The 26520-nt window shown below is 69.7% G+C and carries 23 protein-coding genes; 6 read left to right on the forward strand and 17 right to left on the reverse strand.

Features of this window, described 5'->3' with window-relative positions:
• Positions 1–109: 109 nt before the first annotated feature.
• On the forward strand, positions 110–1534 hold the full coding sequence (locus AC1RRS_RS02475) for a helix-turn-helix domain-containing protein (RefSeq protein ID WP_492853791.1): 1425 nt from the start codon (positions 110–112) through the stop codon (positions 1532–1534).
• A gap of 140 nt (positions 1535–1674) precedes the next feature.
• Here AC1RRS_RS02475 and AC1RRS_RS02480 read toward each other — a convergent pair whose 3' ends face one another.
• The 3 genes from AC1RRS_RS02480 to AC1RRS_RS02490 form a co-directional block, all read right to left on the reverse strand.
• Positions 1675–2229 carry a hypothetical protein gene (locus AC1RRS_RS02480; RefSeq protein ID WP_492853792.1) on the reverse strand — a complete coding sequence of 185 codons (555 nt, stop codon included), beginning with the start codon at positions 2227–2229 and terminating at the stop codon, positions 1675–1677.
• 77 nt (positions 2230–2306) lie between these two features.
• Positions 2307–3215, reverse strand: a complete 909-nt coding sequence (locus tag AC1RRS_RS02485) for a M56 family metallopeptidase (protein ID WP_487288000.1) — start codon at positions 3213–3215, stop codon at positions 2307–2309.
• The gene (locus AC1RRS_RS02490) at positions 3205–3573 is read right to left on the reverse strand and encodes a BlaI/MecI/CopY family transcriptional regulator (RefSeq protein ID WP_110120712.1); all 369 of its coding nucleotides are present in this window, start codon (positions 3571–3573) and stop codon (positions 3205–3207) included. Before AC1RRS_RS02490 ends, AC1RRS_RS02485 begins: the two co-directional genes overlap by 11 nt.
• A gap of 96 nt (positions 3574–3669) precedes the next feature.
• Here AC1RRS_RS02490 and AC1RRS_RS02495 point away from each other — a divergent pair, with 96 nt between their 5' ends.
• The gene (locus AC1RRS_RS02495) at positions 3670–6555 is read left to right on the forward strand and encodes a bifunctional [glutamine synthetase] adenylyltransferase/[glutamine synthetase]-adenylyl-L-tyrosine phosphorylase (RefSeq protein WP_492853793.1); all 2886 of its coding nucleotides are present in this window, start codon (positions 3670–3672) and stop codon (positions 6553–6555) included.
• Between the two features lie 152 nt (positions 6556–6707).
• Here AC1RRS_RS02495 and AC1RRS_RS02500 read toward each other — a convergent pair whose 3' ends face one another.
• Positions 6708–7085 (reverse strand): hypothetical protein, encoded by a 378-nt coding sequence (locus AC1RRS_RS02500; protein ID WP_110120714.1) that lies wholly within the window; start codon positions 7083–7085, stop codon positions 6708–6710.
• A gap of 215 nt (positions 7086–7300) precedes the next feature.
• On the opposite strand from AC1RRS_RS02500, the gene msrP reads away from it, so the two are divergent.
• Together msrP and msrQ are read left to right on the forward strand one after the other, a co-directional pair.
• Entirely contained in the window at positions 7301–8221 is a 921-nt protein-coding gene (msrP, locus tag AC1RRS_RS02505) for a protein-methionine-sulfoxide reductase catalytic subunit MsrP (RefSeq protein WP_492853794.1), read from the forward strand.
• 218 nt (positions 8222–8439) lie between these two features.
• A complete protein-coding gene (gene msrQ, locus AC1RRS_RS02510; RefSeq protein WP_492853998.1) occupies positions 8440–8988 on the forward strand; it encodes a protein-methionine-sulfoxide reductase heme-binding subunit MsrQ in 549 nt (182 codons plus the stop codon).
• A gap of 142 nt (positions 8989–9130) precedes the next feature.
• Here msrQ and AC1RRS_RS02515 read toward each other — a convergent pair whose 3' ends face one another.
• The 3 genes from AC1RRS_RS02515 to AC1RRS_RS02525 all read right to left on the reverse strand — a co-directional run bounded on the left by AC1RRS_RS02515 (position 9131) and on the right by AC1RRS_RS02525 (position 12280).
• Complete coding sequence (locus AC1RRS_RS02515; protein WP_492853795.1) at positions 9131–10375, reverse strand: dipeptidase; 1245 nt, start codon at positions 10373–10375, stop codon at positions 9131–9133.
• A gap of 99 nt (positions 10376–10474) precedes the next feature.
• A complete protein-coding gene (gene radC, locus AC1RRS_RS02520) occupies positions 10475–11218 on the reverse strand; it encodes a RadC family protein (RefSeq protein ID WP_492853796.1) in 744 nt (247 codons plus the stop codon).
• 258 nt (positions 11219–11476) lie between these two features.
• A complete protein-coding gene (locus AC1RRS_RS02525) occupies positions 11477–12280 on the reverse strand; it encodes a MetQ/NlpA family ABC transporter substrate-binding protein (RefSeq protein ID WP_492853797.1) in 804 nt (267 codons plus the stop codon).
• A gap of 203 nt (positions 12281–12483) precedes the next feature.
• Here AC1RRS_RS02525 and AC1RRS_RS02530 point away from each other — a divergent pair, with 203 nt between their 5' ends.
• Positions 12484–12897: a hypothetical protein gene (locus tag AC1RRS_RS02530; protein ID WP_492853798.1), complete on the forward strand. Its 414-nt coding sequence runs from the start codon at positions 12484–12486 to the stop codon at positions 12895–12897.
• Between the two features lie 6 nt (positions 12898–12903).
• Here AC1RRS_RS02530 and AC1RRS_RS02535 read toward each other — a convergent pair whose 3' ends face one another.
• The 9 genes from AC1RRS_RS02535 to AC1RRS_RS02575 all read right to left on the reverse strand — a co-directional run bounded on the left by AC1RRS_RS02535 (position 12904) and on the right by AC1RRS_RS02575 (position 24325).
• Complete coding sequence (locus AC1RRS_RS02535) at positions 12904–13266, reverse strand: hypothetical protein (RefSeq protein ID WP_492853799.1); 363 nt, start codon at positions 13264–13266, stop codon at positions 12904–12906.
• A 36-nt stretch (positions 13267–13302) separates the two neighbouring features.
• Positions 13303–13773: a GNAT family N-acetyltransferase gene (locus tag AC1RRS_RS02540; protein WP_492853800.1), complete on the reverse strand. Its 471-nt coding sequence runs from the start codon at positions 13771–13773 to the stop codon at positions 13303–13305.
• 8 nt (positions 13774–13781) lie between these two features.
• Positions 13782–14444, reverse strand: a complete 663-nt coding sequence (locus tag AC1RRS_RS02545) for a methionine ABC transporter permease (protein ID WP_492853801.1) — start codon at positions 14442–14444, stop codon at positions 13782–13784.
• The gene (locus AC1RRS_RS02550) at positions 14441–15442 is read right to left on the reverse strand and encodes a methionine ABC transporter ATP-binding protein (RefSeq protein WP_492853802.1); all 1002 of its coding nucleotides are present in this window, start codon (positions 15440–15442) and stop codon (positions 14441–14443) included. Before AC1RRS_RS02550 ends, AC1RRS_RS02545 begins: the two co-directional genes overlap by 4 nt.
• A 13-nt stretch (positions 15443–15455) precedes the next feature.
• The gene (locus AC1RRS_RS02555; protein ID WP_492853803.1) at positions 15456–17933 is read right to left on the reverse strand and encodes a S9 family peptidase; all 2478 of its coding nucleotides are present in this window, start codon (positions 17931–17933) and stop codon (positions 15456–15458) included.
• A 103-nt stretch (positions 17934–18036) separates the two neighbouring features.
• Entirely contained in the window at positions 18037–19554 is a 1518-nt protein-coding gene (locus tag AC1RRS_RS02560; protein WP_492853804.1) for an esterase-like activity of phytase family protein, read from the reverse strand.
• A gap of 76 nt (positions 19555–19630) precedes the next feature.
• Positions 19631–21979 carry a TonB-dependent receptor gene (locus AC1RRS_RS02565; protein WP_492853805.1) on the reverse strand — a complete coding sequence of 783 codons (2349 nt, stop codon included), beginning with the start codon at positions 21977–21979 and terminating at the stop codon, positions 19631–19633.
• Between the two features lie 141 nt (positions 21980–22120).
• Positions 22121–23398 (reverse strand): Xaa-Pro dipeptidase, encoded by a 1278-nt coding sequence (locus AC1RRS_RS02570; RefSeq protein WP_492853806.1) that lies wholly within the window; start codon positions 23396–23398, stop codon positions 22121–22123.
• Between the two features lie 90 nt (positions 23399–23488).
• On the reverse strand, positions 23489–24325 hold the full coding sequence (locus AC1RRS_RS02575) for an alpha/beta fold hydrolase (RefSeq protein ID WP_487288178.1): 837 nt from the start codon (positions 24323–24325) through the stop codon (positions 23489–23491).
• A gap of 308 nt (positions 24326–24633) precedes the next feature.
• On the opposite strand from AC1RRS_RS02575, the gene AC1RRS_RS02580 reads away from it, so the two are divergent.
• Positions 24634–25104, forward strand: coding sequence for a hypothetical protein (locus AC1RRS_RS02580; RefSeq protein WP_492853807.1), 471 nt, complete (start codon positions 24634–24636; stop codon positions 25102–25104).
• 7 nt (positions 25105–25111) lie between these two features.
• On the opposite strand, the gene AC1RRS_RS02585 is transcribed toward AC1RRS_RS02580, so the two are convergent.
• Positions 25112–26518, reverse strand: a complete 1407-nt coding sequence (locus tag AC1RRS_RS02585) for a sensor histidine kinase (protein ID WP_492853808.1) — start codon at positions 26516–26518, stop codon at positions 25112–25114.
• Positions 26519–26520: the final 2 nt, after the last annotated feature.

Raw genomic sequence — 26520 nt, forward strand, 5'->3', positions numbered from 1 at the left:
TTCGTCTTGGGGAGCTAACGCGGCGGGGCCGATACGGTCGAACCTATTGAAGACGATTTGTCACGAATTGACTTTGTGTAATTTGTAAATCCATGACAACGTGACATCCATGGTCACGACGACGGACAAGAAGCTTTTCCTGGGCGGCCGGCTCAAGCGGCTGCGGCGCGACATCGGCGTCACCCAGGCCCGCATGGCCGAGGAGCTGGGCGTCTCGCCCAGCTACCTGAACCTGCTGGAACGCAACCAGCGGCCGGTCACCGCCCAGATGCTGCTGCGGCTGGCGGAAGCCTACGATCTGGACCTGCGCACCCTGTCGGCCGACGATCCCGGCGGCGGGGCGGGCCTGGAAGAGGTGCTGGCCGACAAGATGTTCGCCGACCTCGGCATCGGCCGCCACGAGGCCGCCGAGGTGGCCGAGCTGTCGCCGGGTCTGGCCGAGGCCGTGGCCCGCCTCTACCGCGCCTATCTCGACCGCGGCCGGATGATCGACCTGGGCGCCTTCGAGCGGCCGGACGGAACGCCGGCGGTGTCGTCCTCGCCCACCGACTGGGTGCGCGACCTCGTGGGTTCGCAGCGCAACCACTTCGCCGAGCTGGAGACGGCGGCCGAGGCCATCGTCACGGCGCTCGGCGCCGACCCGCAGGACCTCGGCCCCGCCGTGCGCGAACGCCTGCTGGAACGGTTCGGGATCCAGGTGCGGGTCATGCCGGTCGAGGTGATGTCCGGCTCGCTGCGCCGCTACGACCACCACCGCAAGCGGCTGATGGTGTCGGAGACCCTGGCCCCGGCCAGCCGCATCTTCGCCATGTGCTACCAGCTAGGCCTGATGGAGGCGCCGGACGCCCTGACCCGCCTGGCCGACCGCTTCGCCGCCCCCGATCGGGCCACGCGCCAGCTGCTGAAGGTGTTCCTCGACAACTACCTCGCCGCCGCGATCATGATGCCCTACGAGCCGTTCCACGCGGCCATGGAAGCCACCGGCTACGACATCGAGCGGGCCCGCTCGCGGTTCGGCGTCAGCTATGAGCAGGCCGCCCAGCGGCTGACCACGCTCAGCCGGCCCGGCGCGCGGGGCGTGCCGTTCTTCATGATGCGGCTGGACGCGGCGGGGAACATCTCCAAGCGCTTCGCCGCCGGCCCCTTCCCGTTCTCGCGCTTCGGCGGCGCCTGTCCGCGCTGGAACGTGCACGACAGCTTCAAGACCCCCGGCCGCATCGTCACCCAGGTGATCGAGACCCCGGACGGCGCCCGCTACTTCACCCTGTCGCGCACCGTGCGGCGGGTGTCGGGCCTGCAGGCGGGGCTGGAGGACGAACTGGTCATCGGCCTGGGCTGCGAGCTGAAATACGCGGCCAAGCTGGTCTATGCCCGGGGCCTCGACATCGCCTCGCCGGTGACCGTCGAGATCGGCCCCTCCTGCCGCATCTGCGAACGCCCCGCCTGCCCCCAGCGCGCGGCCGCACCGATCAACCGGACGCTGCTGGTGGAGGAGGCGTCCAAGTCGGTGACGCCGTTCCCGTTCGCGCGGTGAATTGATCTGAACTCCTCCCCCTCGATGGGGGAGGGGCAGGGGTGGGGGTGACTACGGCGGTTGAGGCCGCGCACGGCCGCCAGCTCAGCAGGTCACCCCCATCCCCGACCCTTCCCCCATCAAGGGGGAAGGGAGAAGAACTACCGCGGCATCGTCGTCGCCTGCCGGCGCACCACATGGCACCGCGTCGCCCCGAACTTCGTGGCGCAGAAGCCCGTCTCGTCCGAGCCCTGACGGATCACCGCCCAGCGGTCGCGATCGCACTGATGCCACTGCTCGCGGAACGCCCCGCGGTCGTCATAGGCGAACACCGGCGTATCGCCGTCGGTGTAGAACCGGGTCATGCCGGTGAAGCCGCCGAAGCTGGTCTTGCCGTTGACCACGCCGCAGACCCGGCCGCCGCGCATCATCCACACCCCGCCGAACTCCAGGTCCCGAGACTGCTTCAGCCGCGCCACCAGGGCCGGATGCACCACCGACCAGCGCCGCATGGCCTGCGCCCGCGCCGGTTCCAGCGCCTCGCCCTTGGCCGGCGGCAGCGCGCCCATGGCCCGCTCGAAGCGGATGAAGTCGAAGACGGCGTAGGCCAGGGCGGCCAGCAGGCTCACGGCCAGCGCCGCGCCGAGAATGCGCCAGGCCAGGACGGCGCGCTTGCGGCCCGCATTGGCGTCGGGGACGGGCAGGACGAACGACACGGGCGAGCTCTCCTTGGGGACAAGGAAAGATTACACATGTAGTTTTATTCTATGCAACCCCGCATCGTCGTGACGCCCTACTGCGCCAACGCCTCGACATGACGGCTCAGCGGCGGCGGGGTGACGCCGTCGACGAACACGCGGGCTTCGCCGCCGGGCACGCGGAAGGGCGGCACGTCCAGGCCGCGCGGCGTCAGGGTCCAGACCGCCAGGATGGTCACCGCCGTCAGCGCGGCGATGGTGACCGTCAGTCCCTCGGCGGCGACCGGACCGGGCCCGGCCAGCACCCGCACGCGGGCGACCAGCGGGTGGCGGCCGAAGGCGCAGGCCAGGGGCGAGGCGGCCGTGCAGGCGTGGGCCTTCATCAGGGTCTCGGCGTAGCGCTTGCGGGCCTTGGGCGTCAGGGCCACGACGTCGGCGTCGCAGGCGATCTCCTGGTCCAGGCGGGCGATGGCCGCGCCCAGATGGACGAAGGGGTTCAGCCAGCCCAGCACCTGGCAGGCGGTGATGATCAGGTTGCCGCGCGGGTCGCCGCGCCGCATGTGGGCGCGCTCGTGGGCCAGAACCAGCTCGCGCTCGGCCGCGTCGAACCGCTTGGCGAAGTCGTGGGGAATGACCAGGCGCGGGCAGAAGACGCCCATCACCGCCGGCCCCTCCAGCCCGGCGCGGGCGCGGGCGCGGAAGGCGCGCTCGGCCAGGGCGATCAGGCCGGCCAGGCCGACGACCCCGACGACCCACACCGTCAGCATGGCCACGGCCAGCAGGCGCTCGGGCGGCTGGGCCGCCGCGCCCGCCTTCAGCGCTTCCGACAGGCTAGGGAAGATGCTGACCAGGGCCGCGATCGGCGCCAGGCGCCACAGCTTGTAGACCGCCTCAGGGCCGACCAGGCGGCGCACCGGAACCCGCAGCGCCAGGACCAGCAGCACCCCGGCGGCGGCGGCGAACTGAACGCGCAGCAGGGTCAGGGCCAGCAGATCAACCAGCATCGTCCAGCTCCGCGATCAGCTGTTTCAGCTGCTTGACCTCGTCGGGCGACAGCGAGCGGTGCTTGGCGAAATGCGCCACCAGCGGGGTGAGCCGGCCGTCGAACAACCGGTCCAGCAGGCCCTGGCTCTCGCTCTGCAGATATTCGGCCCGGCTGACGATCGGCACATAGCGCACGCGGCCGTCGATGCGACGCGACTCGATGGCCTTGCGCTTGAGCAGGCGGTTGATCAGCGTCTTGACCGTGGCCTCGCCCCAGCTCTGCGGGGCGGCGACGGCCTCGAGGATCTCCTCGACGGTCAGAGGGCTCTGGGTCCAGAGCGCCTCCATGACGTGGCTTTCGGCTTGGGTGATGCTCATGACGGCCCGCTACTCTGTTGCGGGAATGATTACGCCCGTAAATGACATCGTCAAGCGATGCTTGGCGGACGTGGACGACCGGGTAAGAGTGCGGCCATGACTCGCCCCCTCGCTCCCCTACTCGACCGCCTCGCCCCCTGCGGCCCGATCGTCGATCCCAAGGCCGCCGAGCGGGCCCACGAGGGCATCGCCCGCCGCGCCGGCGAGAAGCTGGCCACGGTCGACGCCGCCTGGCCGGCCCTGGCCCCGGTGTTCGCCGCCTCGCCCTATCTGGCGGGCTTGGCCCGTCGCGACGGCGCGCGCCTGCCGCTGATCCTGGAGAGCGATCCTCAGGCCCGCCTGTCGGACATCCTGGCCGCCACAGAGGCCGTCGCCGCCGAGCCCGATTTCGAGACCGCCCGAAAAACCCTCCGTGAGCTGAAGGCCGACCTGCACCTGCTGACCGCCCTCGCCGACCTCGGCGGCGTCTGGGACCTGGACGCGGTGACCGGCGCCCTCACCCGCTTCGCCGACGCCAGCCTGCACGCCGCCCTGGCCCAGGCCGCCCGGGTCGAGGTGGCGCGCGGTGCGCTCACCCATGTGGGAGACGGCGAAGACGGCCCGATCCCGGGCCTCTTCTGCATCGCCATGGGCAAGCACGGCGCCCATGAGCTGAACTATTCCAGCGACATCGATTTTTCGATCTTCTACGCGCCCGAGGCCCTGCCGGTCAGCGAGGGGACCGAGCCGCAGAGCGTGGCCGTGCGCCTGACCCAGCACCTGGGCCGGATGCTGGCCGAGCGCACCGCCGACGGCTACGTCTTCCGCATCGACCTGCGCCTGCGCCCCGACCCGTCCTCGACCCCGCCGGCCATGCCGATCGACGCGGCCCTCGATTATTACGAGAGCGTCGGCCAGAACTGGGAGCGGGCGGCCCACATCAAGGCCCGCATCGCGGCCGGCGACCTCGCCCGCGGCGAGGCCTTCCTGGCCGAGCTGCAGCCCTTCATCTGGCGGCGCAACCTCGACTTCGCCGCCATCGCCGACATCCATTCGATCAAGCGCCAGATCCACGCCTACAAGGTGGACGAGCGGCTGGAGGCCAAGGGCGCGGACCTGAAGCTCGGCCGGGGCGGCATCCGCGAGATCGAGTTCTTCGTGCAAACCCAGCAGCTGATCCTGGGCGGTCGCCACCCGGACCTGCGCAGCCCGCGCACCCTGGACGCCCTGGCCGCCCTGCGCGACGCCGGCCACGTGACGCCGGAGGACTGCGCCTACCTGACCGCCGCCTATCACGACCTGCGCGCCCTGGAGCATCGGGCCCAGATGATCGCCGACGACCAGACCCACAAGCTGCCGGAGTCCGACGCCGACCGGAAAAAGGTCGCCGCCCTGTGGGACCACGGCAACCTGCGCAGCTTCGACGCCGCGGTCGGCAAGATGCTGAAGGGCGTCAACCAGCGCTACGGCGCCCTGTTCAAGGGCGAGGAGGAGCTGTCGTCGCGGTTCGGCAGTCTGGTCTTCACCGGCGTCGAGGACGATCCGGAGACCCTGGCCACCCTCAAGCGCATGGGTTTCTCGGCGCCCGATCGCGTCGCCGCCACCATCCGGGGCTGGCACCACGGCCATATCGCGGCCACCCGCACCGAGCGCAGCCGCGAGCTGTTCACGCGCCTGGCCCCCCGCCTGCTGGACGCGGCCAACGCCACGGGCGCGCCGGACGCGGCCTTCAACCGCTTCGGCGATTTCTTCTCGTCGCTGAGTTCGGGCGTGCAGATCCAGTCGCTGTTCCTGGCCCAGCCGCGGCTGTTCGAACTGGTGGTGCAGGTCATGGCCTTCGCCCCGCGCCTGGCGACCACCCTGGCCCGCCGGCCGACGGCGCTGGACGCCCTGCTCGACCCGGCCTTCTTCGGCCCGATGGAGGTTCCCGCCGACATCCCGTGGGATCCGGCCGAGTTCGAGCCGTCGATGGACGCGGCCCGGCGCCTCTTCCGCGACCAGTCGTTCCGGATCGGGGTGCGGGTGATGAGCGGCACGGCCGACGCCCGCGACGTGGGCCGCGCCTTCGCCGACCTGGGCGACCTGATCGTCGGCGGCCTGGCGCCGGCCGCCCTGGCCGAGGTCGAGCGGCTGGGCGGCGCCTTCCCCGGACAGGTGGCCGTCGTCGCCCTGGGCAAGGCCGGCTCGCGCGAGATGACCGCCAAGTCCGATCTCGACCTGATGACGCTCTACGCGGCCGACGATCCGGCCGGCGCCTCCGAGATCAAAGGCTGGAGCGCCGATGTCTTCTACGCCCGCTTCACCCAGCGCCTGACCTCGGCCCTGTCGGCCCCGACCGCCGAGGGCACGCTCTACGAGGTCGATTTGAAGCTGCGCCCCTCGGGCAGCAAGGGGCCGGTGGCCGTCAGCTTCACCGCCTTCGAGGACTATTACGAGCGAGAGTCCGAGACCTGGGAGCTCTTGGCCCTGACCCGCGCCCGGGTGATCTGGGCCAGTTCGCCCGAGTTCAAGGCGCGGGCCGAAGGCGCGATCGAGGCGGCCCTGCGCCGGCCGCGCGACGTGGCCAAGACCGCCGCCGACGTGCTCGACATGCGCGACCTGATGGAGCGCGAGCGGCCGGGCAAGGGGCCGTGGGATCTCAAGCTGGAGCCCGGCGGCCTGGTCGACATCGAGTTCATCGCCCAGTTCCTGCAACTGGCCCACGGACCAGACGGCGGCCCCCTGGCGCAGAACACCGGCGAGGCGCTGTCGGCCCTGATCGCGGCGGGCCTCGCCGACAAGACCTCGCTCAACGCGGCCCTGTCGGCCTGGCGGCTGGAGCAGGACCTGTCGCAACTGATCAAGGTGGCGCTGGAGGACGGCGGCGATCCGGAAAGCGAGCCCAAGGCCTTCCGGGCGCTTCTGGCCCGGGCGGGCCACGTGACCCAGTTCCGCTCGCTGAAGGCCAAGCTGCTGAAGGCCAAGGCCGAGGCGCGGGCGGCGTTCGAGGCGGTCGTGAAGTGATCGACAAGCTCCTCCCTCGCGAAGCGGGGGAGGTGGCGCGGCGCTATCAGCGCCGTGACGGAGGGGGCGAGTTCAAGCGCGGTGCGCGCCGCCGCCCCCTCCACCGCTTCGCGGTCCCCCTCCCCCGTTTCACGGGGGAGGAGCAGGGAGGATCAGTACGCCGGCTCGGGTTGTTTCGCGTCGCCCTTCACGAGGGCCAGATAGGCCTCGTCGGTGGTGAAGGGGATCTCCTTCACGTCGATCAGCACGCTCTTGTTGGAGCCGACGATCAGGATCTTGGGCAGGTAGAAGCCCTTGAACGTGTTCTGCACGGCGTAGGGCGTCGCGCCCGGGGCCAGGGGGCCGGTCCAGCCCATGACCTCGATGGCCAGGCCGCCGACGAACTCGTTGTCGCGGACCAGCTGGATGCCGCTGGTGTAGTTCGGCGCCGCGCCCTGGACCTTGACGCTGAAGAAGCCCGGCGTGCGCAGGCCGGTCCAGACGTAGGTCGCCTCGGCGGTGTCGAAAGGTTCGGGACCATAGAAACCCATCACGTGTCTCCTCTGGTTGTTGATCGCCTCGCTGGGCGACGGCGGCATCGATACGCGCCAAGGGAAACACAATCTGTGCGCGCATTCACAAGATAACCATTTGAAGCTGCACCGTAACGACCTTCGCGCGAAACGGTCGTGAAAAAGGCGCGCGGCCTCGTAAACCTTGGCCTCGTCCCATACGTATCTTCCAGGCCAAGCCCGGAGACCCCGCGATGCTGATCCGCCACCGCCCCGACCTGACCGAGAACGACGTCACCGACCGGGGCCTCTATCTGCGACGGCGGGAATTCATCGCCGGCGCGGCGGGGCTTGGGCTGGCAGGGCTGGGCGGAGCGGCGGCCGCCGCGCCCCTGGCCTTCACCAAGGGCTTCTCCACCCAGGAAAAGCCGACGCCGAAGGACGACGTCACCAGCTACAACAACTTCTACGAATTCGGCGTCGACAAGTCCGACCCGGCCGAAAACGCCGGCAAGCTGAAGACCCGCCCCTGGACCGTCCGCGTCGACGGCGCCTGCGAGGCCCCCCGCACCTTCGACATCGACGAGCTGATCAAGGGCCAGAAGCTGGAGGAGCGCATCTATCGCCTGCGCTGCGTCGAGGGCTGGTCGATGGTCATCCCCTGGGTCGGCTTTCCGCTGAAGGACCTGATCGCGGCGGTCAAGCCGACCTCCAAAGCCAAGTTCGTCGCCTTCGAGACCCTGATGCGGCCCTCGGAAATGACCGGCCAGCGCTGGGACGTGCTGCAATGGCCCTATCGCGAGGGCCTGCGCATCGACGAGGCGACCCATCCCCTGGCCCTGATCGCCGTCGGCCTCTACGGCGAGACCCTGCCCAACCAGAACGGCGCGCCGCTGCGGCTGGTCGTGCCGTGGAAGTACGGCTTCAAGAGCATCAAGTCGATCACCCGCATCAGCCTGGTCGAGCGCCAGCCGCCGACCGCCTGGAACCTGTCGGCGCCGCGCGAATACGGCTTCTATTCCAACGTCAATCCGGCCGTGGACCACCCCCGCTGGTCGCAGGCCTCCGAACGCAGGATCGGCGAGTTCCGGCGCCGGGAGACCCTGGCCTTCAACGGCTATGGCGAGTGGGTGGCGGACCTGTACCGCGGCATGGATTTGAAGCGGAACTTCTGATGATGGACGGCGAAAAAGCCACCCGCTCCTCCCCCGTGAAACGGGGGAGGTGGCGCGCTGCGGATACGCAGCGTGACGGAGGGGGCGAGGGACAGAGCGCCGCGCCCGGTCACGCCCCCTCCACCCCTTCGGGGTCCCCCTCCCCCGCGCGCGGGGGAGGAGCAAGGAAGAAACGCCCCTCCCGCACCCGCGACAACCTCGTCTACGCCGCCGTCTGGCTGGCCTGCGCCGCGCCGCTGGCCTGGCTGGCCTTCCGTGCCTTCACCGGCGACCTGGGGGTCAATCCGATCGAGACCCTGGTGCGGCAGCTGGGCGTCTGGGGCCTGCGGCTGCTGCTGGTCGGCCTGGCGATCACGCCGGCGGCGGTGATCCTGAGGAAGCCGCGCCTGGTCCGCTTTCGCCGCACCATCGGCCTGTTCGCCTTCGCCTATGTCACGCTGCACCTCTCCAGCTACATCGGCGTCGATCTGTTCTTCGACTTCGGCCAGCTGGTGAAGGACATCCTCAAGCGGCCGTTCATCACCCTGGGGATGGCGGCGTTCGCCCTGCTGATCCCGCTGGCGGTGACCTCGACCAACGGCTGGGTGGTGCGGATGGGCCGCGCGGCGTGGAGCCGGCTGCACTGGCTGATCTATGTGATCGTGCCCCTGGGCGTGGCCCACTACTACCTGCTGGTGAAGGCGGACCATCGGCCGCCGCTGGTCTATGCGGGCATCCTGGCGGTGCTGCTGGGGTGGCGGGTTTGGCGGAAGGCGACCGCCAAATAGGAACCTCCCCCTATGGGGGAGGCGATCGCGCAGCGATCGGTGGGGGGCGTAGCTTCAACCTCCTCGGAAGCTGAAAACGTCCCCCCTCCGGCCCTCCGGGCCACCTCCCCCAGAGGGGGAGGATCCTGAAAGGCGGGAGCGGCTACTTCGCCGCCGTCTTCGCATAGGCCTGCGCCTGCCCGAGCAGCCGCAGCACGTTCCCGCTCCAGATCGCCTCGACGTCGGCGTCCGAATAGCCGGCCGCCTTCAGGCGCGCGGTGATCTTGGGCAGATCGGCCACGTCCTCGAAGCCTTCCACCCCGCCGCCGCCATCCCAGTCGGCGCCGACGCAGACGGCCTTGGCGCCGCCGATCTTCAGGACGTGGGTCATGCTGTCCATGAAGATGTCGAAGTTGGCGCGGATCGGCGGGTACTGTTTGTCGAGTTCACCGCGCTTCTTGGCGTAGGCCACGACCTCGGCCTGGGTCGCCTCGTCGCGCGGCGGCTTGCCCAGGGCTTCCAGGGCGGCCTTGCGCTCGGCGCTGGGCGGCGCGGCCTTCAGATAGACCGAGTTGATGCAGATCGCCCCGCCGCTCTCGGCGATACGCTTGATGTGGGCGTCGTCGAGATTGCGCGGGTGGTCGAAGACGGCCTTGGCGCCCGAGTGCGAGGCGATGATCGGAACCTTCGACAGGGCCACGGCCTGGTCGACCACGTCGTCGGAGGCGTGGCTGACGTCGATCAGTATGCCCAGGCGGTTGGCCTCGGCGATCCAGCGCAGGCCCAGCGGCGAGAAGCCGTTCCAGATCTTGCCCTTGGGATCGGTCGAGCTGTCGGCGAACTGGTTGTTGCGGAAGTGCACCGGCCCGGCCATGCGCACGCCGGTCCTGTAGAAGGTCTGCAGCAGGGTCAGGTCTTCGCCGATCGGCCAGCTGTTCTCGATGCTCTGGAAGACGAACTTCTTGCCGGCCTTGTTGATGCGGACGGCGTCTTCCGGCGTGTAGGCCAGCTCGAACTTGTCGCTGTGGGCCGCCACCATCTCGCGGATCTCGGTGGCCCGGGTCAGGGCGAAGTCGCGGGCGTAGCGATAGCCCTCGGCCGTCAGGTCGCCCTGGCCGGTGTAGATGACGAAGAACCCGCCATCCAGGCCCCCGTCGTTCATCCGCGGCAGGTCCACCTGGGTGAAGTCCTGCCCCACCGTGTGGCGGTCGGTCATGCTCCAGCCGGGACGCGAGAAGTGCTCGGGCGTGTCGAGGTGGGTGTCCAGCGTCAGGATGCGCTCGTGCAGGGCCCGATCGGCCTTGGAGACCTCGCTCTTGCCCCCCTCATTCTTGGGCGCGTCGGCGGCGTTGGCGGAAGCGCCCAGCAGGGCGGTCGAGGCGAGCAGGACTGACAGCAGACGACGCATGGGACACTCCGGAACAGCTGATCCGGTCAAGCTCGGGGGCGCCGCGCCCGGCGTCAAGGATATTAGATTTTCTTCGCGCCCACTTTTCGCGAGTGAGCGTCAGATCAGCCCCAGCGCCTTGAAGCTGGCCACCCCGTCGCGGCCGACCACCAGGTGGTCGTGCACGACGATGCTGAGCGCCTTGCCGGCGGTGATGATCTGCTTGGTCATCTCGATGTCGGGCCGCGAGGGCGTGGGGTCGCCGCTGGGGTGGTTGTGCAGCAGGATGATGTTGGAGCTGGCCAGCTCCAGCGCCCGGCGCATCACCTCGCGCGGATAGACCGGCGCATGGTCGACCGTGCCGTGGTTCATCACCTCGTCGGCGATCAGCTGGTTTTTCTTGTCGAGGAACAGCACCCGGAACTGCTCGCGGGACTCGTTGGCCAGAGCGACGCGCACATAGCCCAGCAGCGCCGTCCACGACGAGATCACCGGCCGCTTGGCGATGGTCTCGCGGCCGGCGCGCAAGGTCGCCTCGTGCAGGATCTTCAGCTCGACGGCGGCGGTCTCGCCCACGCCGGAGACGGTCTTCAGCTCCTCGACGCTCGCCCCCAGCACCCCGGCGAACGAGCCGAACCGGGCCAGCAGGGCCTTGGCCAACGGTTTGACGTCGCCGCGCGGCAGGCTGCGGAAGAGGTAGAGCTCGAGGAGTTCGTAGTCGGGCAGCGCGGCCAGGCCCGCGGCCCTGGCCCGCTCCCGCAGGCGCTCGCGATGGCCGGTCTGGTGGACAGGCGCCGTTTTGGCCGGAGCCTTGGGCGCACGCGGCGCGGCCTCCGACACCTTCAAGGACTTGCCGCTGACCATCGCACCCCCTTGCGAGGGAAGGATTAGAGCTTAGCAATCTGGAGTTGTCGAGAGGGCGTCATTCGCCCCGCATCAACAGCCGTCATCCCGGCCGAACGCCCGCGAAAGCGGGCGGCAGAGCCGGGACCCAGGGGCCGTCGCACAGCGCCGGCGACCGCCTGGGTGGACGACCTCGACGCCGAGCCCAGTCCCCTGGGTCCCGGATAAGCCCTGCGGGCTTTCCGGGATGGCGACCTCTGAGGGCCTAGAGAAGCGAAATCAGAACGCCGGAACCACCGCGCCCTTGTACTTCTCGGCCAGGAACGCCTTCACCTCGGGCGAGGTCAGGGCCTTGGCCAGCTTCTGCACGCGCGGGTCGCTGGCGTTGTCCGGGCGGGCGACCAGGAAGTTCACATAGGGGCTGGTCTTGTCCTCGATCAGCAGGGCGTCCTTGGACGGGTCGAGCTTGGCGTCCAGCGCGTAGTTGGTGTTGATCACCGCCAGATCCACCTGGTTCAGCACGCGCGGCAGGGTCGCCGATTCCAGCTCCTTGAACTTCAGGTTCTTGGGGTTGGCGGTGATGTCCTTCAGGGTCGAGACGGGGTTCTTGAGATCCTTCAGGGTGATCAGGCCGTTGCGGGCCAGCAGCAGCAGGGCGCGGCCGCCGTTGCTGGGCTCGTTGGGGATGGCCACGGTCGCGCCGGCCGGCAGGTCGGCGATGGCCTTGATCTTCGAGGAATAGGCGCCCAGCGGCTCGATGTGCACGCCGGCGACCTTCACCAGACCCCAGCCGTGGTCGGCGTTGACGGTGTCGAGATAGGGACCGGTCTGGAAGTAGTTCACGTCCAGATGCTTCTCGGCCAGCTGGGTGTTGGGCTGGACGTAGTCGTTGAACACCTTGACGTCGATCTTCAGGCCTTCGGCCGCCAGCTTCGGCTTGATGAACTCCAGCACCTCGGCGTGCGGCACGGCGGTGGCGCCGACCACCAGGGTGTCGGCGGCCGACGGCGCGGGCTGGCGGCTGCAGGCGGCCAGCAGGGCGAGAGCGGCGAGGCTGAGGAGGGCGGCGCGGCGGGCGACCATGAACGGCTCCGGTAAGTCGATAATTCCGGATGGGTATTGCGCGAAAACGCCGCCGGGGCGGAATCAGTTTTCCTGAGGCGGGGAAGAGGGTGACGTGGCTGGCGCGGCGGCAGCTTGACCATGGGTTGCGAACCGGCTCCTTGCAGTCATAAGTACGGCCGATGAAGACGCCCCGCCTTTACGCCATCGCCATTATCGCCACGATGGCGACGGCCAGCGCCGCCCTAGCCGTGGACGGCCCCGTGCGCATCGCGCGGGACATGCAGACGGTGCGCATTGGCGAGGACAACTACCCCATCGACTGGGCCGAAGGTCCGGCTCTGGATGAGGTGACCCGAGCGCTGCAGGGCGGCATGACCTTCAATAAGCTGACGACCACGGTCACCGACTGCGACGCCGGCTTTTCCATGCCGACCAGCACCACCAGCCAACACGCCGGCAAGATCTATGGCGGGGTCTGCACGCTGTCGACGGAGGGCGTCACCCAGCGCGCGCTGGTCTGCCACGACGACATGGTGGGCGACGTCGCTGTCGAAGGCGCTCGGGACGCCGTCGGCACGATGCTCGAGCGACGCCGCCTGATCGAACTGACCGTGCGGCGCTGCTTCGGAACCTGACCGGCCTCAGGCCTCGTTGGCCGGATCCTCGGGTCCCTGGATCGTCCAGTTCGACACGAAGTCGGGGTTCTCCAGCACCTCGCCATTGGCCAGGGTGTAGGTGCCCGGCTGGGCGACCTGGATGTTCGAGGTCTGGGGCGGCAGCAGATAGGTGTCGCCGTCGTCCTCCTCGCCCAGCAGGTCGACCAATATGCCCTCGTCGGCCTCGGCCGACAGGATGACGCCGTGGAACTGCTCGACCGCTTCGATCTCGCCGTCGGCGTCGAGGAAGGTCAGGCCCACCAGGATGGTCTTGCCCGGCATGGTTTGCGCCATGGCCTCGTCCCAGTGCTCGGGCGGCGGGGCGGGAAGGATGATGTCGTCGCTCATATTGGGGGTTTTAGGCGCCCGGAACGGCCGCCGCAATCACCCCAGCCGCTTGGCGCGCGTGATGTTCAGCGGCCCGTAGCCGGCGGCGGCGAAGAAGGCCTGGGCGTCCGCGTTGTCGGCCCAGGCGTCGAGGACCACGCTGGCCAGCCCCGCCGCGCGGGCCTCTTCCTCGATAGACGCCAGCAGGGCCGAGGCGACGCCCTGGCGGCGAACCGCCGGATCCACCGACAGGTGATGCAGGTAGAGCCGCCGGCGGGCCAGGGCGAACGGCGTCTCGGGCCGGTCCTGGACCTCGGCCCAGGCATAGCCGACCGTCGCGCCGTCCAAGGCCGCCACCCGCAGGCGATGGCTCGGCTGGTCGAGAAGCCCGCGCAGGAAGGCGGCCAGCTCGACCGGGTCGACCTTCGGCTTGAAGATCTCGGGCGACAGCGCCGCGTGCAGGGCCTGGACCACGGCGTTCAGCGCGACCAGGACCGGGATGTCGTCTTCGACGGCGGGCCTGATCACGAGCGTGCTCACCGGTGCGAGACCCGCCGCACCACCGCGTCGCCGACCATCTGCAGCACCTGCACCAGGATCAGCAGCACCACCACGGTCACCACCATCACGTCGGTCTGGAAGCGCTGGTAGCCGAAGCGGATGGCCAGATCGCCGAGGCCGCCGGCCCCGACCACCCCGGCCATGGCGGTGTAGGAAACCAGCGCGATGGCCGTCACCGTCGCCCCGGCGATGATCCCGGGCATGGCTTCCGGAAGCAGCGCGCCCAGCACCACCTGCCGGCGCGAACCGCCAAGCGCGAAGCTGGCCTCGACCACGCCCTTGTCGACCTCGCGCAGGGCGGTCTCGACCAGGCGGGCGTAGAACGGCGCGGCGCCCACCACCAGCGGCGGGATGGCCCCGGCCACGCCCAGCGAGGTGCCGACCAGCAGCACGGTCAGCGGGATCATCACGATCAGCAGAATCACGAACGGCACCGAGCGCAGGATGTTGACCAGCAGGCCCAGCACCGTGTGCGCGGCCTTGTTTTCCAGCATCTGGCCCTTGCCGGTCAGGAACAGGATCACGCCCAGCGGCAGGCCCAGGATCACGGTCAGGGCCATCGAGCCGCCGAGCATGTTCAGGGTGTCGAGCGTGGCGAAGCCGATGTCGCTCCAGTCGATGTTGGCGAACAGGTTCATCGGGCGTCCTCCAGGCGATCCACGCGCACGTCGGCGGCCTCGAAGCGGGCGATGGCGGCCTCGATGTCGCCGCCGGTCAAAGCCAGGGTCAGCTGGCCGTAGGGGGCGTCGCGCAGCTTGTGGATGCGGCCGCCGAGGATCGAGTAGTCGACGCCGGTCTCGCGGGCCACCGCCCCCAGCACCGGCTTGTAGGTGGCCTCGCCCTTGAAGGTCAGTCGCACCAGCACCCCGGCCGGCAGGGCGACCTCGGAGGCCTCCTCCGCCTCGCCGACGAAGCGGCGGGCCGTGCCGCTGGCCGGATGCAGGAACACCTCCTCCACCGGCCCTTCCTCGACCACGCGGCCGGCCTCCAGCACCGCCACCCGGTCGCAGACGCGGCGCACCACGTCCATCTCGTGGGTGATCAGCACGATGGTCAGGCCCAGTTCGCGATTGAGGTCGGAGATCAGGGCCAGGATCTGCTCGGTGGTCTCCGGGTCCAGCGCGCTGGTGGCCTCGTCGCAGAGCAGGATCTTCGGCCCCGTCGCCAGGGCGCGGGCGATGCCGACCCGCTGCTTCTGGCCGCCCGACAGCTGGGCCGGATATTTCGTGGCGTGGTCCGACAGCCCCACCCGCGCCAGCAGCTCGGCCGTGCGGGCCTTGATCTCGGCGGGCGCGCGACCGGCCAGCTTCAGCGGGAAGGCGACGTTCTGCTCGACGGTCTTGGACGACAGCAGGTTGAAGTGCTGGAAGATCATCCCCACCCGCCGGCGCAGCGCCCGCAGGCCGGCGACGTCCAGCGCGGCCACGTCGTCGCCGTCGACCACGACCTTGCCGCCGGTGGGCAGCTCCAGGCCGTTGATCAGGCGGATCAGGGTCGACTTGCCGGCCCCCGAGGCGCCGATGACCCCGAACACCTCGCCCTGGGCGACCTCCAGCGAGGCCTCGCGCAGGGCCGCATGACCGGAAGCGCCGCGCGAGGCGGCGTAGGTCTTGGAGACGGAGTCGAAACGGATCACCGGCGGTTGGTCCTTACTGGGCGGCGGCGGGCGCCGCGGCGCGCGGCGGGGCGTTCTTGACGTAGCGGTCCATCCAGTCGGTCATCTCCCACAGGGTATGCATCACCGACTCCCGGGCGCGATAGCCGTGGGCCTCGTAGGGCAGCACGGTGTAGCGCACGGTGGCCCCAGCCCCCTTCAGGGCGGCGTAGAAGCGCTCGCTCTGGATCGGGAAGGTGCCGGAATTGTCGTCCGCCTGGCCGTGGATCAGCAGGATCGGCTCGTTGATCTGCTTCACGTAGGTGAACGGGCTCATCTTCGTATAGGTGTCGGTCGCCTGCCAGTAGGTGCGCTGCTCCGACTGGAAGCCGAACGGCGTCAGGGTGCGGTTGTAGGCGCCCGAGCGGGCGATGCCGGCCCGGAAGAGGTCGGTGTGAGCCAGCAGGTTGGCGGTCATGAACGCGCCGTAGCTGTGGCCGCCCACGGCGATGCGGTCGCGGTCGGCGACGCCCAGGGCCACCACCGCGTCCACCGCCGCCTTGGCGTCGGCTACAAGCTGTTCCACATAGCTGTCGTTGGGTTCGGCCCCGTCCTTGCCGATGATCGGCATGCCCGGACCGTCGAGCACCGCATAGCCCTGGGTCAGCAGGAACAGCGGGCTGGCGCCGCCCGGACGGGTGAAGCGGTTGCCCGCGTCCACCGTCTGGCCGGCCACCGAGGCGTCGGTGAACTCTTCGGGATAGGCCCACATCAGCATCGGCAGCGGGCCGTCCTTGGCCTTGTCATAGCCGGCCGGCAGATAGAGGTCGCCCGACAGCTTCACCCCGTCGGGGCGGCTGTAGGTGATGGTCTGCTTGGTGACGCCGGCGAACTGCGGGGCGCGGTCGGCGAACTGGGTGAGGGCCTTGCCGTTTCCACCCTTCAGGGGTTTGACGAAGTAGTTGGGAACCTCGTCCTTGCTCTCGCGGCGGGTGATCAGGGTCTTGCCGGCCTCGTCGGCCAGGGCGACCGGCGCCTCGTAGTACGGGGCCTTGGCCTGCCACAGGCGCGCGGTCTTGCCGTCGGCAAGGTTCATCACGCCGACGAACGGATATTCGCCCTTGGCCGTCGCCCCGGCGCCGGTGACGAGCACGCCCTTGCCGTCAGGGGTGAAGTGCAGCACCGCCTCGCCCTGGGCGTTGCGGCGGCTGACCGCGTCGCCCGGATCGCCGTAGCGGTCCTGGTAGTTGCGCTCCAGCAGCAGGCGGCCGGCGCCGGGCTTGGACGGATCGACCGCCAGGCGCTTTTCCTTGCGGTTGTCGAACCAGCGGCTGGTGACCAGGGCGAAGTCGCCGCGACCCCAGTCGATGCCGGCGTAGCGCAGATCAAGGTCGATCAGGGTGGCCGGGGCGGCGTCGAACGGCGCGGCCTGCATCAGCACCCGGTCGTGGATCTCGACCTTCTTCTTCGGATCGCCGCCGTCCTGGGCCTCGGCCCAGACCAGGGTGGCCGGCGCGTCGGCGCGCCACTCGGCGCTGCGCGGACCGGCGACCACCGCGTCGAAGGCCGACGACAGGTTATCGGCCAGCGGACGGTCGGCCAGGGTCTTGACCAGCTTGCCGTCGGTCGCGTCCAGCACCTGGATCTGCGTGGGGAAGCGGCTGGCCGGCACCAGGTAGCTGTAGGGACGCTTCAAGCGGGTGACCAAGAGATAGCGGCCGTCGGGCGAGGTGGAGAAGCCGTTGATCACGCCGGGCGCGCCCACCGGGGTCGCCGCGCCGTCGGCCAGGGCCACGCGGGTCAGCTGACTGGTGAAGTAGTGGTCGAACAGCGCCTCGTCATGGGCGTCGGCCAGCAGGTCCTGATAGGTGCGGATGGCGGCGGTGCGGCCGGCGGCCTGCTGCACGATCGGGCCTTCCGGCGCGGCCGGCTCGGCGGGGGCCGCGCCACGGCCGGCCGGGATCTGGCGGACCAGGAAGCCGCTGTCGTCGGGCAGCCAGTCGTAGCCGGCCCCGAAGGCGGCGTTCAGCACCGGCCCGGTCAGCTTGCGCGCCGTGGCCGTCTTCAGGTCGGCGACCCACAGCTCCAGGCCCGTGGGGGCCTCCATCACGAAGGCCAGGTTCTGGCCATTGGTCGACCAGCGGGTCTCGATGAAGCGCGCGCCTTCGGGCAGGGCGACCTTGCGCACCGCGCCGGTCTTCACGTCCTCGAACGACAGGCTGTTCATCCAGGTGGTGCGCGCCTCGATCGGGCCGTTGGTGCGCGGGTTCAGGCGATAGCCGCCCAGGCGCAGGATCGGATCGGCCACGGCCCGGATCGGCGGCAGGTTCTCGCGGCCCAGTATGGCCAGGGTCTTGCGCTCGGGGCTCAGGGTCACGCCGGGGGTCGGGGCGGCGTCGAGGATCTGGGCGATCGGCGCCGGCGGCGTGCGATAGGCCTCGCCGGCCAGGGCGGACCCGCCACAGATCAGGGCCGCAAGGACGGCGGTCGAAGCCAGGGCCGCGGCGCGGCGACGGAAACGCGTATCGAACATGAAGCCCCCGGAACTCTCAGGAAGGGGCAGCAATAGGCGTACGAACGGCTCAGGTGAACGAAAAATCGAGCCTGACTGGGATATCGGCGATCGTTCCTGCCCGTCAGTTCCGTCCCGAGGCGCCCGCCGGCAGGGTCAGGCGATAGACCAGGATGACGCTGTCGTTGTCGCCCGCGCCGGCGCCCTTGTCGTTGGTCAGGCCGGCGTCGAAGGCCTGGCCGTTGACGTGGCCGTCGGCGGTGGCGAAGTCATTGTCGTTGCCGACCAGCAGGAAGACGTCGTTCGGCGCGGCCGGATCGAGCGCCGGGGCCAGCGCCATGGCCTCCCACTTCTCCGACAGGCTGAAGCGGTCGGACGGCGCGGTCGACAGGTTCATGCCGAACTTCGCCAGCTGGACGGGATTGAGCAGATTGACCAGCTCGGCCTGCCGGACAGGCGTCAGGCCGGCGACCAGCGCCCCGTCCTTGGCCAGCGACGTCGCGGCCTGTTCGTAGGGCGTTCCGGCGAGATTGGTCGCGCCGTCGGTGTCGACCAGCAGCACGCTCTTGAACACCGGCGCCTTGGTCGAGCCCTTGCCCCGGCCGTTGGCGTCGCGCGACAGCACCAGGAACTGGTGGTCGTTCAGGGCCACCATCTCCGACTGGGCGGCGGTGACGTTGGCCGGCTGACCATCGCCGGCCTCGCGCACGGTCGGCAGCTGCAGCACGTAGTGGCCGATCGGCGCCGTGGGCGTGCGGGTCTTGCTGATGTCGTAGACCAGAACGCGGGTGTTGTTGCGGGCGGCGGCGCTGGCCCCGGCGCTGTCCTGCATCGTGGCGCTCTGCAGGATGGCGATCAGGCGCTTGCCGTCGGGGCTGACCGCCAGGGCCTCCAGGCCCTGGTTGTTGCGCCGACCCGTGGCGGGCGCGCTCTCGGCGGTGAAGTCCGCCTGGCCGTCGCGCGTCGGCAGCAGGGCCGGCGGAGCCTGGATCGCGCCGATCTGGCGGCCCGAGGCGTCGAACAGATAGATCCCCGCCGCGTACTCGTCTGAGACGTAGAACGACCCGTCCGGCAGATAGGCCACGGCCTCGGAATCCAGGCTGATCTTACCCGCGCCCTCCCCCGCCTCGGGCGAGGGATAGCGGATGTCCTTGCGGGTCAGCACGTTGGACCCCGGGTCCTTGCCGGTGAACGGCTGGCCGGTCTGGTCCTTCAGCAGGAAGCCGCCCGTGGGCGTGATCGTCAGCTTGCCGTCGGCCAGGGTCAGGCGATGGGCGTGCAGGCGGTTGGCGTAGTCGAGCGTGCCGGCCACCGAGCCGACGCTGTTGGGGCCGCGGTCCGGCAGGGTCAGCAGCTCGCCCTCGTAGGTCCCGTCCGGCAGGCGCCGCCACGACCGCAGGGCCATGCCGGAGAACGAGCCCAGGGTGTCGCCCTTGAAGTCTCGCGTCGCCGCGTCCAGCCGCCCGACGGCGACCAGGCCGTGATTGACGAAGGTCCGCCCCTCGAAGACGACGGTCTCGTCGCCGGCCGCCTCGCTCCAGTGCTTGACCACATGGGTCTGGGACTGGGCGTGAGCGGCGCCGGCGAGGGTCCCAGCGGCCAGGGTCTGGGCGGCGAGGGCCAGCAGGATCGAACGGCGCATCGTGATGTTCCCGGGGTCGATCGGCGGACGGCCCCGGGCCGCCCGCCGTTGAGAGGTCTGCGTCAGGCGACTGGGCTTAGAAGTCGAAGCCGATCGTCGCGAAGATCTGGCGCGGCGCCGACGAGTGGAACACCACGATGCTGCCCGTCGCGTCGTCCGGCGCGAACACGCTGCTGTCGAAGTTCGAGGCGTAGCGCTTGTTGGTCAGGTTGGTGACGTTCAGCGCCACCTTCGCGCCCTTCACGAAGCCTTCCTCGCTGAAGCGATAGCCCAGGCCCAGGTCGAAGGTGGTGTAGGCGCCGAAGCTCTGGTCGTTGGTGTAGGTGTAGTAGCGGCGGCCGGTGTACTTGCCCTGCAGCGAGGCCGAGAAGCCGCCGCGCTTGAAGCTGACCACGCTGGAGAACATCTCCTTGGGCGTATCGACCTGCTGCTTGCCGGCCGTCTTCTTGACCACGCAGGTGGTCGTGCACCAGTTCAGGTCCTCGTCGTAGGTGGACTCGTTGTACGAGGCCGAGTTGTACCAGTTCAGCCACGACAGCGGCTTCCACAGCACCCCGATCTCGGCGCCCTTGCTGGTGACGCTGCCGGCGTTGTGGAAGGAGTTGCCGCAGCCCGGGTTCTGCTGCTGGTTGGTCGGGCAGGGATTGTACTGCAGCAGGCGGTTGTCGAAATCGACCTCATAGGCCGACACCGAGACCTGCAGGGCCTCGCCCACATAGCGATAGCCGACGTCCACGCTCTTGGAGGTCTCGGGCTTCAGGTACTTGCCCTGGGCGTCCCAGACGGTCTGCGACACCGATTGCGGACCCAGTTTGAAGCCGCCCTGGAACATCGCCATGTTCTCGGCGTAGCTGGCGAACACCTCGTGCCCGGGGGCGATCCGCCAGCGGGCGCCGGCTTCCGGCAGGAAGCTGTCCGAAGCCTTCAGCGAGCCGGTCGCGAACTGGGTCGAGGCCGCCGCGGCGGTCTTGGCGATGCCCGGCAGGGCCGTGGCGTTCGACTTGGCGTTGGTGCTCTTGAAGCCGAAGTCGATGCTCAGCGCGTCGTCCAGCAGGGTGATGGTGTCCTGCACGTAGAACTGCTGGGTGTTCCAGTCGGTCTTCTGCACCCACTGGGCGGTGTCCGGGCGGCCCTTCAGGTACTGGGCCAGGTCGATGGGGCCGGTGACGGTGGTCCAGATATAGCGGGCGGCGCTGCTGGTGTTCTGCTCCAGCCAGAGGCCGGCCTGCAGGTGGTTGAAGCCGTAGGTCCAGGCCAGGTTCGCCACCACGCCGTCGCGGTCGATGGTGTAGCGGGTGTCGCGGATCTGCACCGGCAGGTCGTCGGCCGTCGAGGTCGTGCCCTGGTTCGACAGGCCGGTGATGAAGTTGTTCCCGGCGCCCTTGTTCTCGTGCTTGTAGACCTGCGCGTGGGCCTTGAGGCTCGAGGTGATGTCGAAGTCGCCGGCGATGTAGAACAGGTTGTCGTCGCGCAGGATCTGGCCGTTGGTGAAGGTCACGTCCGACAGCTTCTCGGGCGCGGTCGAGGTCACGCACTTGGAGGCCAGCGAGGCCACCGAGCAGGCCGCGCGGGAGACATAGGCGTCCCAGTTGGGCGCGTAGCCGGCCCAGTCCCAGCCCAGGCGGCTCTGCATGTCCTTCGACAGATAGGCGTCGTCGGCCTGGTTGGTGCGCGAGATGTCGGCGAAGGCCGTCAGCTGGCCGCGCTCGCCCGTATAGGTCAGCTTGCCGTTGAACTGCTTGCCGGTGGAGGTGTTGTAGGCGGCCTGGTTCACGAACAGGTTCTGCTCGCTGTACTGGCCCGAGACATAGGCCGACCAGCCGTTGTGCTCGCCGGTGTCGAAGCGGATGAAGGTGCGGGCGGTGTCCTCGCTGCCGAAGCTCTGGCTGACCGACAGGCCCATCTGCTTCTTCGGGTCGCTGGAGACGTAGATCAGCGCGCCGCCGAGATTGCTGGTCGAGGGGATCGAGAGGCCGGCGATGCCGGTCGCCAGGTCGGCGCGGCCCAGGTTTTCCGAGATCAGCGCCCGGCTGATCGTCAGGCCGTTATAGTTGTTGTAGGCGCCGTCGCCGAGCGGCATGCCGTCCAGGGTGTAGCCCAGGTGGGTGGTGTTGAAGCCGCGCACCTGCAGGGTCAGCGACTGCTCGTTGACGCCCAGGGCGTCGATCGACTGGGCGCTGACGCCGGGCAGGAAGTTCAGGGCCTTCTGCACGCTGGTGCCGGGCGGCAGGACTTCCAGGCTGGCCGGCGTCAGGGTGGTGACCGAGCGGGTCTGGCCGGCGCCGACGACGATGACGCCGTCCAGTTCGCTGCTGTCGGCGGCCGCCGGAGCGGCGTCGGCTGCGGGGACGTCGGCCGCGTGCGCCTGAGCGGCGAGCATGAGACAGGCGGCGATCGCGATCGCGCTAGCGGACCGTTGCAGCATCTAGGCATCCCCCGTGACGGCGCCGCCACGAGACTCGTGCCCCCAGCGCCGTTTGTTTTCAGCGCCGCGTCTATTTCACAGGTTGATGACACTTTTTCCGCAACAGCCCCTGCTGCGGGAAAAGTGGGCCGGGCCCGGCGTCTACTTCCGCACCACCTGGCCGCCCTTCATCACGAACACCGGATGCTCCAGCACGGTGACGTCGGCCAGCGGGTCGCCCGAGACGGCGATCAGGTCGGCGTAGTGGCCGGGGGTCGCCTGGCCGACGTCCTTCTCGCGACCCAGGGCCTGGGCGGCGTTGACCGTGGCGGCCTGGATCGCCTGCAAGGGCGTCGCGCCATAGCGGACCATGACGGCGAACTGCCGGGCGTTGTCGCCGTGCGGATAGACCCCGGCGTCGGTGCCGTAGATCATCTTCACCCCGGCCTTCAGGGCCTTGCGGAAGTTCTCGCGCTGGACCTCGGCGATGTCGCGGTCCTTGCGCAGATTGTCCTCCAGCACGCCGTTCTTGGCGCCCTCGGCCTGGGTGTAGTCGGTGTTGTAGATGTCCATCGAGAACCAGGCGCCCTTCTGGACGGCCAGCTTGATGCCCTCGTCGTCGACGAGGCTGGCGTGCTCGATGGTGTCGATGCCGGCGCGGATGGCGTCCTTGATGCCGGCCGCGCCGTGGGCGTGGGCGGCGACCTTGAGGCCGGCCATGTGGGCCTCGTCGGCCACGGCGGTCATCTCGGCCAGGGTCAGCTGCTGCTGGCCCGGCTCGTCGCCGTGCGAGAACACCCCGCCCGTGGCGCAGATCTTGATCACCTGGGCGCCGTACTTCTTCAGGGTCCGCACCGCCTTGCGGGCCTGGTCGGGGCTGTCGATGTTGTAGGGGGCCTTCTGGTCCATCGAGGGCGGGAAGAAGGTGCTGTCGCAGTGCCCGCCGGTGGCCCCGATGGCGTAGGTGGCCGTCACCACGCGCGGCCCGGGCACGATGCCCTCGTCGATCGCCTCGCGCAGGCCCACGTCGTTGAAGCGATCGGCGCCGACGTTGCGCACGGTGGTGAAGCCAGCGTTCAGCGTGGCCTTGGCGTTGGCGGTCTGGGTCACGCTCCAGAAGGCGTCGCTGAACTGCAGGCTGTTGTAGCCGCCGTAGACGGGCGAGGCGTCCAGGTGCACGTGCATGTCGATCAGGCCCGGCAGCAGGGTCGCGCCCGGCAGGTCGACGGTCTCGGCGCCCTGCGGGATCGCCACTTCGCCCGCCTTGCCGACGGCGGTGATCCGGCCGCCGACCACCAGCACCACCGGGTTCTCGACATAGCGCCCGCTGGCGACGTCGAGCAGCCGCGCGGCGGTGACGACCTTGGTCTCGGCCGCCTGCGCGAGGCTCGCGCTCAGCGCCAGGGCGACCGCCAGGGTCGAAATCGTCAGTCCACGCATCCGGTCGCCTCGCTGATTTGCGAAACCGACGCTAGAGCGTGGCCTTGACCGTGGAAAGGGCGACCGCGCGTTGCGGCCGCCCCTTTTTCGTCACGCCTTGAAGAAGGCCAGCAGGTCGGGGTTCACGATCTCCGGGTGGGTCGTGCACATGCCGTGCGGCAGGCCCTTGTAGGTCTTCAGCTCGCCCTTCTTGAGCAGCTTGGCCGAAAGCGGAGCGCTGTCGGCGTAGGGCACGATCTGGTCGTCGTCGCCGTGCATCACCAGCACCGGCACGTCGACCTTCTTGAGGTCTTCCGTGAAGTCGGTCTCGGAGAAGGCTTTGATGCAGTCGTAGTGGGCCTTGATGCCGCCCGCCATGCCCTGGCGCCACCAGTTCCAGATCACGCCCTGGTCGACCTTCGCGCCCGGACGGTTGTAGCCGTAGAACGGGCCGGCCGGCACGTCGAAGAAGAACTGGGCGCGGTTGGCGGCGGTGGCGGCGCGGAAGCCGTCGAACACCTCCAGCGGCAGGCCGCCCGGGTTCTTGTCGCTCTTGACCATGATCGGCGGCACCGCGCCGATCAGCACGGCCTTGGCCACGCGGCCCGGCTTGGCGCGGGCGACGTAGTGGATCACCTCGCCGCCGCCGGTCGAGTGGCCGACGTGGATGGCGTTCTTCAGGTCGAGGTGGTCGGTCAGGGCCGCGACGTCGGCGGCGTAGGTGTCCATCTCGTTGCCGTCGTCGGTCTGGGTCGAGCGGCCATGGCCCCGGCGATCATGGGCGATCACCCGGTAGCCCTTGGCGTAGAAGAACATCATCTGGTTGTCCCAGTCGTCGGCGCTCAGCGGCCAGCCGTGGTGGAACACGATCGGCTGGGCGGTCTTGGGACCCCAGTCCTTGTAGTAGATCTGCACGCCGTCCTTGGTCGTGACGTAACCGCTGCTCATGGTCATGGCTCCATGGGAGGAAAGAGGCGCGGCCGTGGCCGCGGCGAAGGGCGGCGCGAGCGCGAAGGCCGCCAGGCCAAGGCCCGCGGTCAGCACGTCGCGGCGGGAGGCGCCGTCGTCGGTGGAAGGATTGGTCATCGGTCGCCCCTCTGGATCGAATAGTCGGGACGGCGCGTCGTCGCCTCCCCGAACGAGGCGCACAGTGGCCCACGGCCCGGGAGCGGGCTTGAACATATCGGGCGACGCCTGGGACGAACGCGCTTCGACGTCGGCTTGCCTAGCGGGCGCTGCTCGGCCACGATCGGCCCATGCGTGAAGCCTGCGAACCCGCGTCCGATTTCCTGAAGGCGGTCATCGCCGAGACCGCCCCGCTCCTGGGCGATGCGACGGCGGAGGAAAACCTGCGCCGGGTCGTCGATCTGACGGGCGACGCCGACGCGTCGAACCGCGACTGGGCGGTCTTCCTGCTGGCCCAGGCGGAGATCGACACCCCCGCCGTGCGCGAGGCGCTGTTGCAGGCTGCGCGGCATGACGACGACGGGGTCGTCCGGGCCGAGGCGATGCTGGGTCTGGCGCAACGCGATACGGGTCTCGCCCTGCCCTTGGTGCGGGAAGCGCTGGCCGGCGAGGCCGCGGCCCTGCCGCTGTTCGAGGCGGCCGCGCTCTGCGCCCATCCCTCGCTGATCGCGGATCTGAAGGTCTGGGCCGAGCCGTCCGACGAGCCCTATATCGACCAGCTCGCCGCCGAAGCGCTGGCGGCCTGCGAGGCGGCCGCCTAGGCGCCCCCTACTCCACCCGGGGCAGCACCAGGGCCACCCGCAGGCCGGGGCCCATGCCGTTGTATTCGCCCGGCCCCTCGGCCAGTTCCAGGCGGCCGCCGTGCGAGGCGGCCACCGCCTGCACCAGCGACAGGCCAAGGCCCGCCCCCGGCTCGCTGCGGCTGTTCTCCAGGCGCACGAAGCGCTGGACGACGCGGGCGCGGTCGGCCTCGGGCACGCCGGGGCCGGTGTCGGTGACCGAGAACTCCAGTTCGCCCGACGAGCGCCGGCGCAGGCGCATCATGATCGCCCCGCCCTCGGGCGTGTACTTGATGGCGTTGTCGAGCAGGTTGGCCAGGGCCTGGGCGATGAACTCGCGATTGCCCCGCAAGCTGAGGGCCGGCGTCACCTCGGACTTGAAGTCCAGGCCCTTGTCCTCGCACGACAGCTCGTAGAGCTCGGACATGTCGGTCGCCAGTTCGCTGGCGTCGAAGGGCTTCTGGTCGGGGGCCTGGCCGGCGGCCTGCAGGCGGGCGATGGCCAGCACGGCGTTGAAGGTCTTGAGCACGCCGTCGGCGTCCATCAGCGCCGTCTCCAGCGCCGCCACCGGATCGCCCTTGCCGTTCTCGGCGTCGATCAGGGCCACCTCCATGCGGGCGCGCAGGCGGGTCAGGGGCGAACGCAGGTCGTGGGCGATGGCGTCGCCGGCGTGGCGCAGGCCGCCCATCAGCCGCTCGATGCGGTCGAGCATGTCGTTCAGGCCCTCGGCCAACTCGTCATACTCGTCGCGCGTGCCGCGCAGCTTGGCGCGGGCGTGCAGGTCGCCCGAGCGCACGGCGTTCACGACGTCCACCAGGCCCTGCATGCTGCGGCTGACATTGCGGCTGATCAGCACCCCGCCGGCCAAGCCAAGGATGATGACCAGCGCGCCGGCGCCCCACAGGGCCCGGACGATCTTCATCACATAGCCCTGGGACTCGGCGACATCGGCCCCGACGAACAGGATCTCGCCGCCGCTCAATCGCTCCTGCACCCCGCGCGCCGAGCGCCGCACGGTGGCGCCGTCGAGGTCGGTCTCGGTCAGGGTGAAGGTGCGCCAGGTCGGCCCCGTGCCGGTGAAGTCGTCGATCGGCGACTCCTCGATCGAGCCGGTGATCCGCTTGCCGTCCTTACCGGCCAGGTAATAGAGGAACGGCCGCTCGCCGATGGCCCGCTCGACCAGGGTCTGGTTCAGGGCGTTGACCCCGCCCTGGCGATAGGCCGCCTCCAGGCTCTCCATCTCGCGGGTGATCTCGGCGTCGGCGCGGCGGTCCACCTCGCCGGCGGTGGCGATGTAGATATAGCCGAGGAAGGCCGTCGCCGCGGCCGCGAACAGGGCCAGGAACAGCAGGGTCAGCCTGAACGGCGTGGATCGGACGAGGCGCGGCAGGCGCATGG

The organism is Caulobacter sp. GW821-FHT12A07 (assembly GCF_058807655.1).

What these genes read in the sequence shown, in the direction of transcription:
- AC1RRS_RS02475 (WP_492853791.1), top strand. Translation starts at nt 110, where the DNA reads ATGGTCACGACGACGGACAAGAAGCTTTTCCTGGGCGGCCGGCTCAAG.
- AC1RRS_RS02485 (WP_487288000.1), bottom strand. Translation starts at nt 3,215, where the DNA reads ATGCTGGTTGATCTGCTGGCCCTGACCCTGCTGCGCGTTCAGTTCGCC.
- AC1RRS_RS02490 (WP_110120712.1), bottom strand. Translation starts at nt 3,573, where the DNA reads ATGAGCATCACCCAAGCCGAAAGCCACGTCATGGAGGCGCTCTGGACC.
- AC1RRS_RS02495 (WP_492853793.1), top strand. Translation starts at nt 3,670, where the DNA reads ATGACTCGCCCCCTCGCTCCCCTACTCGACCGCCTCGCCCCCTGCGGC.
- AC1RRS_RS02500 (WP_110120714.1), bottom strand. Translation starts at nt 7,085, where the DNA reads ATGGGTTTCTATGGTCCCGAACCTTTCGACACCGCCGAGGCGACCTAC.
- msrP (WP_492853794.1), top strand. Translation starts at nt 7,301, where the DNA reads ATGCTGATCCGCCACCGCCCCGACCTGACCGAGAACGACGTCACCGAC.
- AC1RRS_RS02515 (WP_492853795.1), bottom strand. Translation starts at nt 10,375, where the DNA reads ATGCGTCGTCTGCTGTCAGTCCTGCTCGCCTCGACCGCCCTGCTGGGC.
- radC (WP_492853796.1), bottom strand. Translation starts at nt 11,218, where the DNA reads ATGGTCAGCGGCAAGTCCTTGAAGGTGTCGGAGGCCGCGCCGCGTGCG.
- AC1RRS_RS02525 (WP_492853797.1), bottom strand. Translation starts at nt 12,280, where the DNA reads ATGGTCGCCCGCCGCGCCGCCCTCCTCAGCCTCGCCGCTCTCGCCCTG.
- AC1RRS_RS02530 (WP_492853798.1), top strand. Translation starts at nt 12,484, where the DNA reads ATGGCGACGGCCAGCGCCGCCCTAGCCGTGGACGGCCCCGTGCGCATC.
- AC1RRS_RS02535 (WP_492853799.1), bottom strand. Translation starts at nt 13,266, where the DNA reads ATGAGCGACGACATCATCCTTCCCGCCCCGCCGCCCGAGCACTGGGAC.
- AC1RRS_RS02545 (WP_492853801.1), bottom strand. Translation starts at nt 14,444, where the DNA reads ATGAACCTGTTCGCCAACATCGACTGGAGCGACATCGGCTTCGCCACG.
- AC1RRS_RS02555 (WP_492853803.1), bottom strand. Translation starts at nt 17,933, where the DNA reads ATGTTCGATACGCGTTTCCGTCGCCGCGCCGCGGCCCTGGCTTCGACC.
- AC1RRS_RS02560 (WP_492853804.1), bottom strand. Translation starts at nt 19,554, where the DNA reads ATGCGCCGTTCGATCCTGCTGGCCCTCGCCGCCCAGACCCTGGCCGCT.
- AC1RRS_RS02565 (WP_492853805.1), bottom strand. Translation starts at nt 21,979, where the DNA reads ATGCTGCAACGGTCCGCTAGCGCGATCGCGATCGCCGCCTGTCTCATG.
- AC1RRS_RS02570 (WP_492853806.1), bottom strand. Translation starts at nt 23,398, where the DNA reads ATGCGTGGACTGACGATTTCGACCCTGGCGGTCGCCCTGGCGCTGAGC.
- AC1RRS_RS02575 (WP_487288178.1), bottom strand. Translation starts at nt 24,325, where the DNA reads ATGAGCAGCGGTTACGTCACGACCAAGGACGGCGTGCAGATCTACTAC.
- AC1RRS_RS02580 (WP_492853807.1), top strand. Translation starts at nt 24,634, where the DNA reads ATGCGTGAAGCCTGCGAACCCGCGTCCGATTTCCTGAAGGCGGTCATC.
- AC1RRS_RS02585 (WP_492853808.1), bottom strand. Translation starts at nt 26,518, where the DNA reads ATGCGCCTGCCGCGCCTCGTCCGATCCACGCCGTTCAGGCTGACCCTG.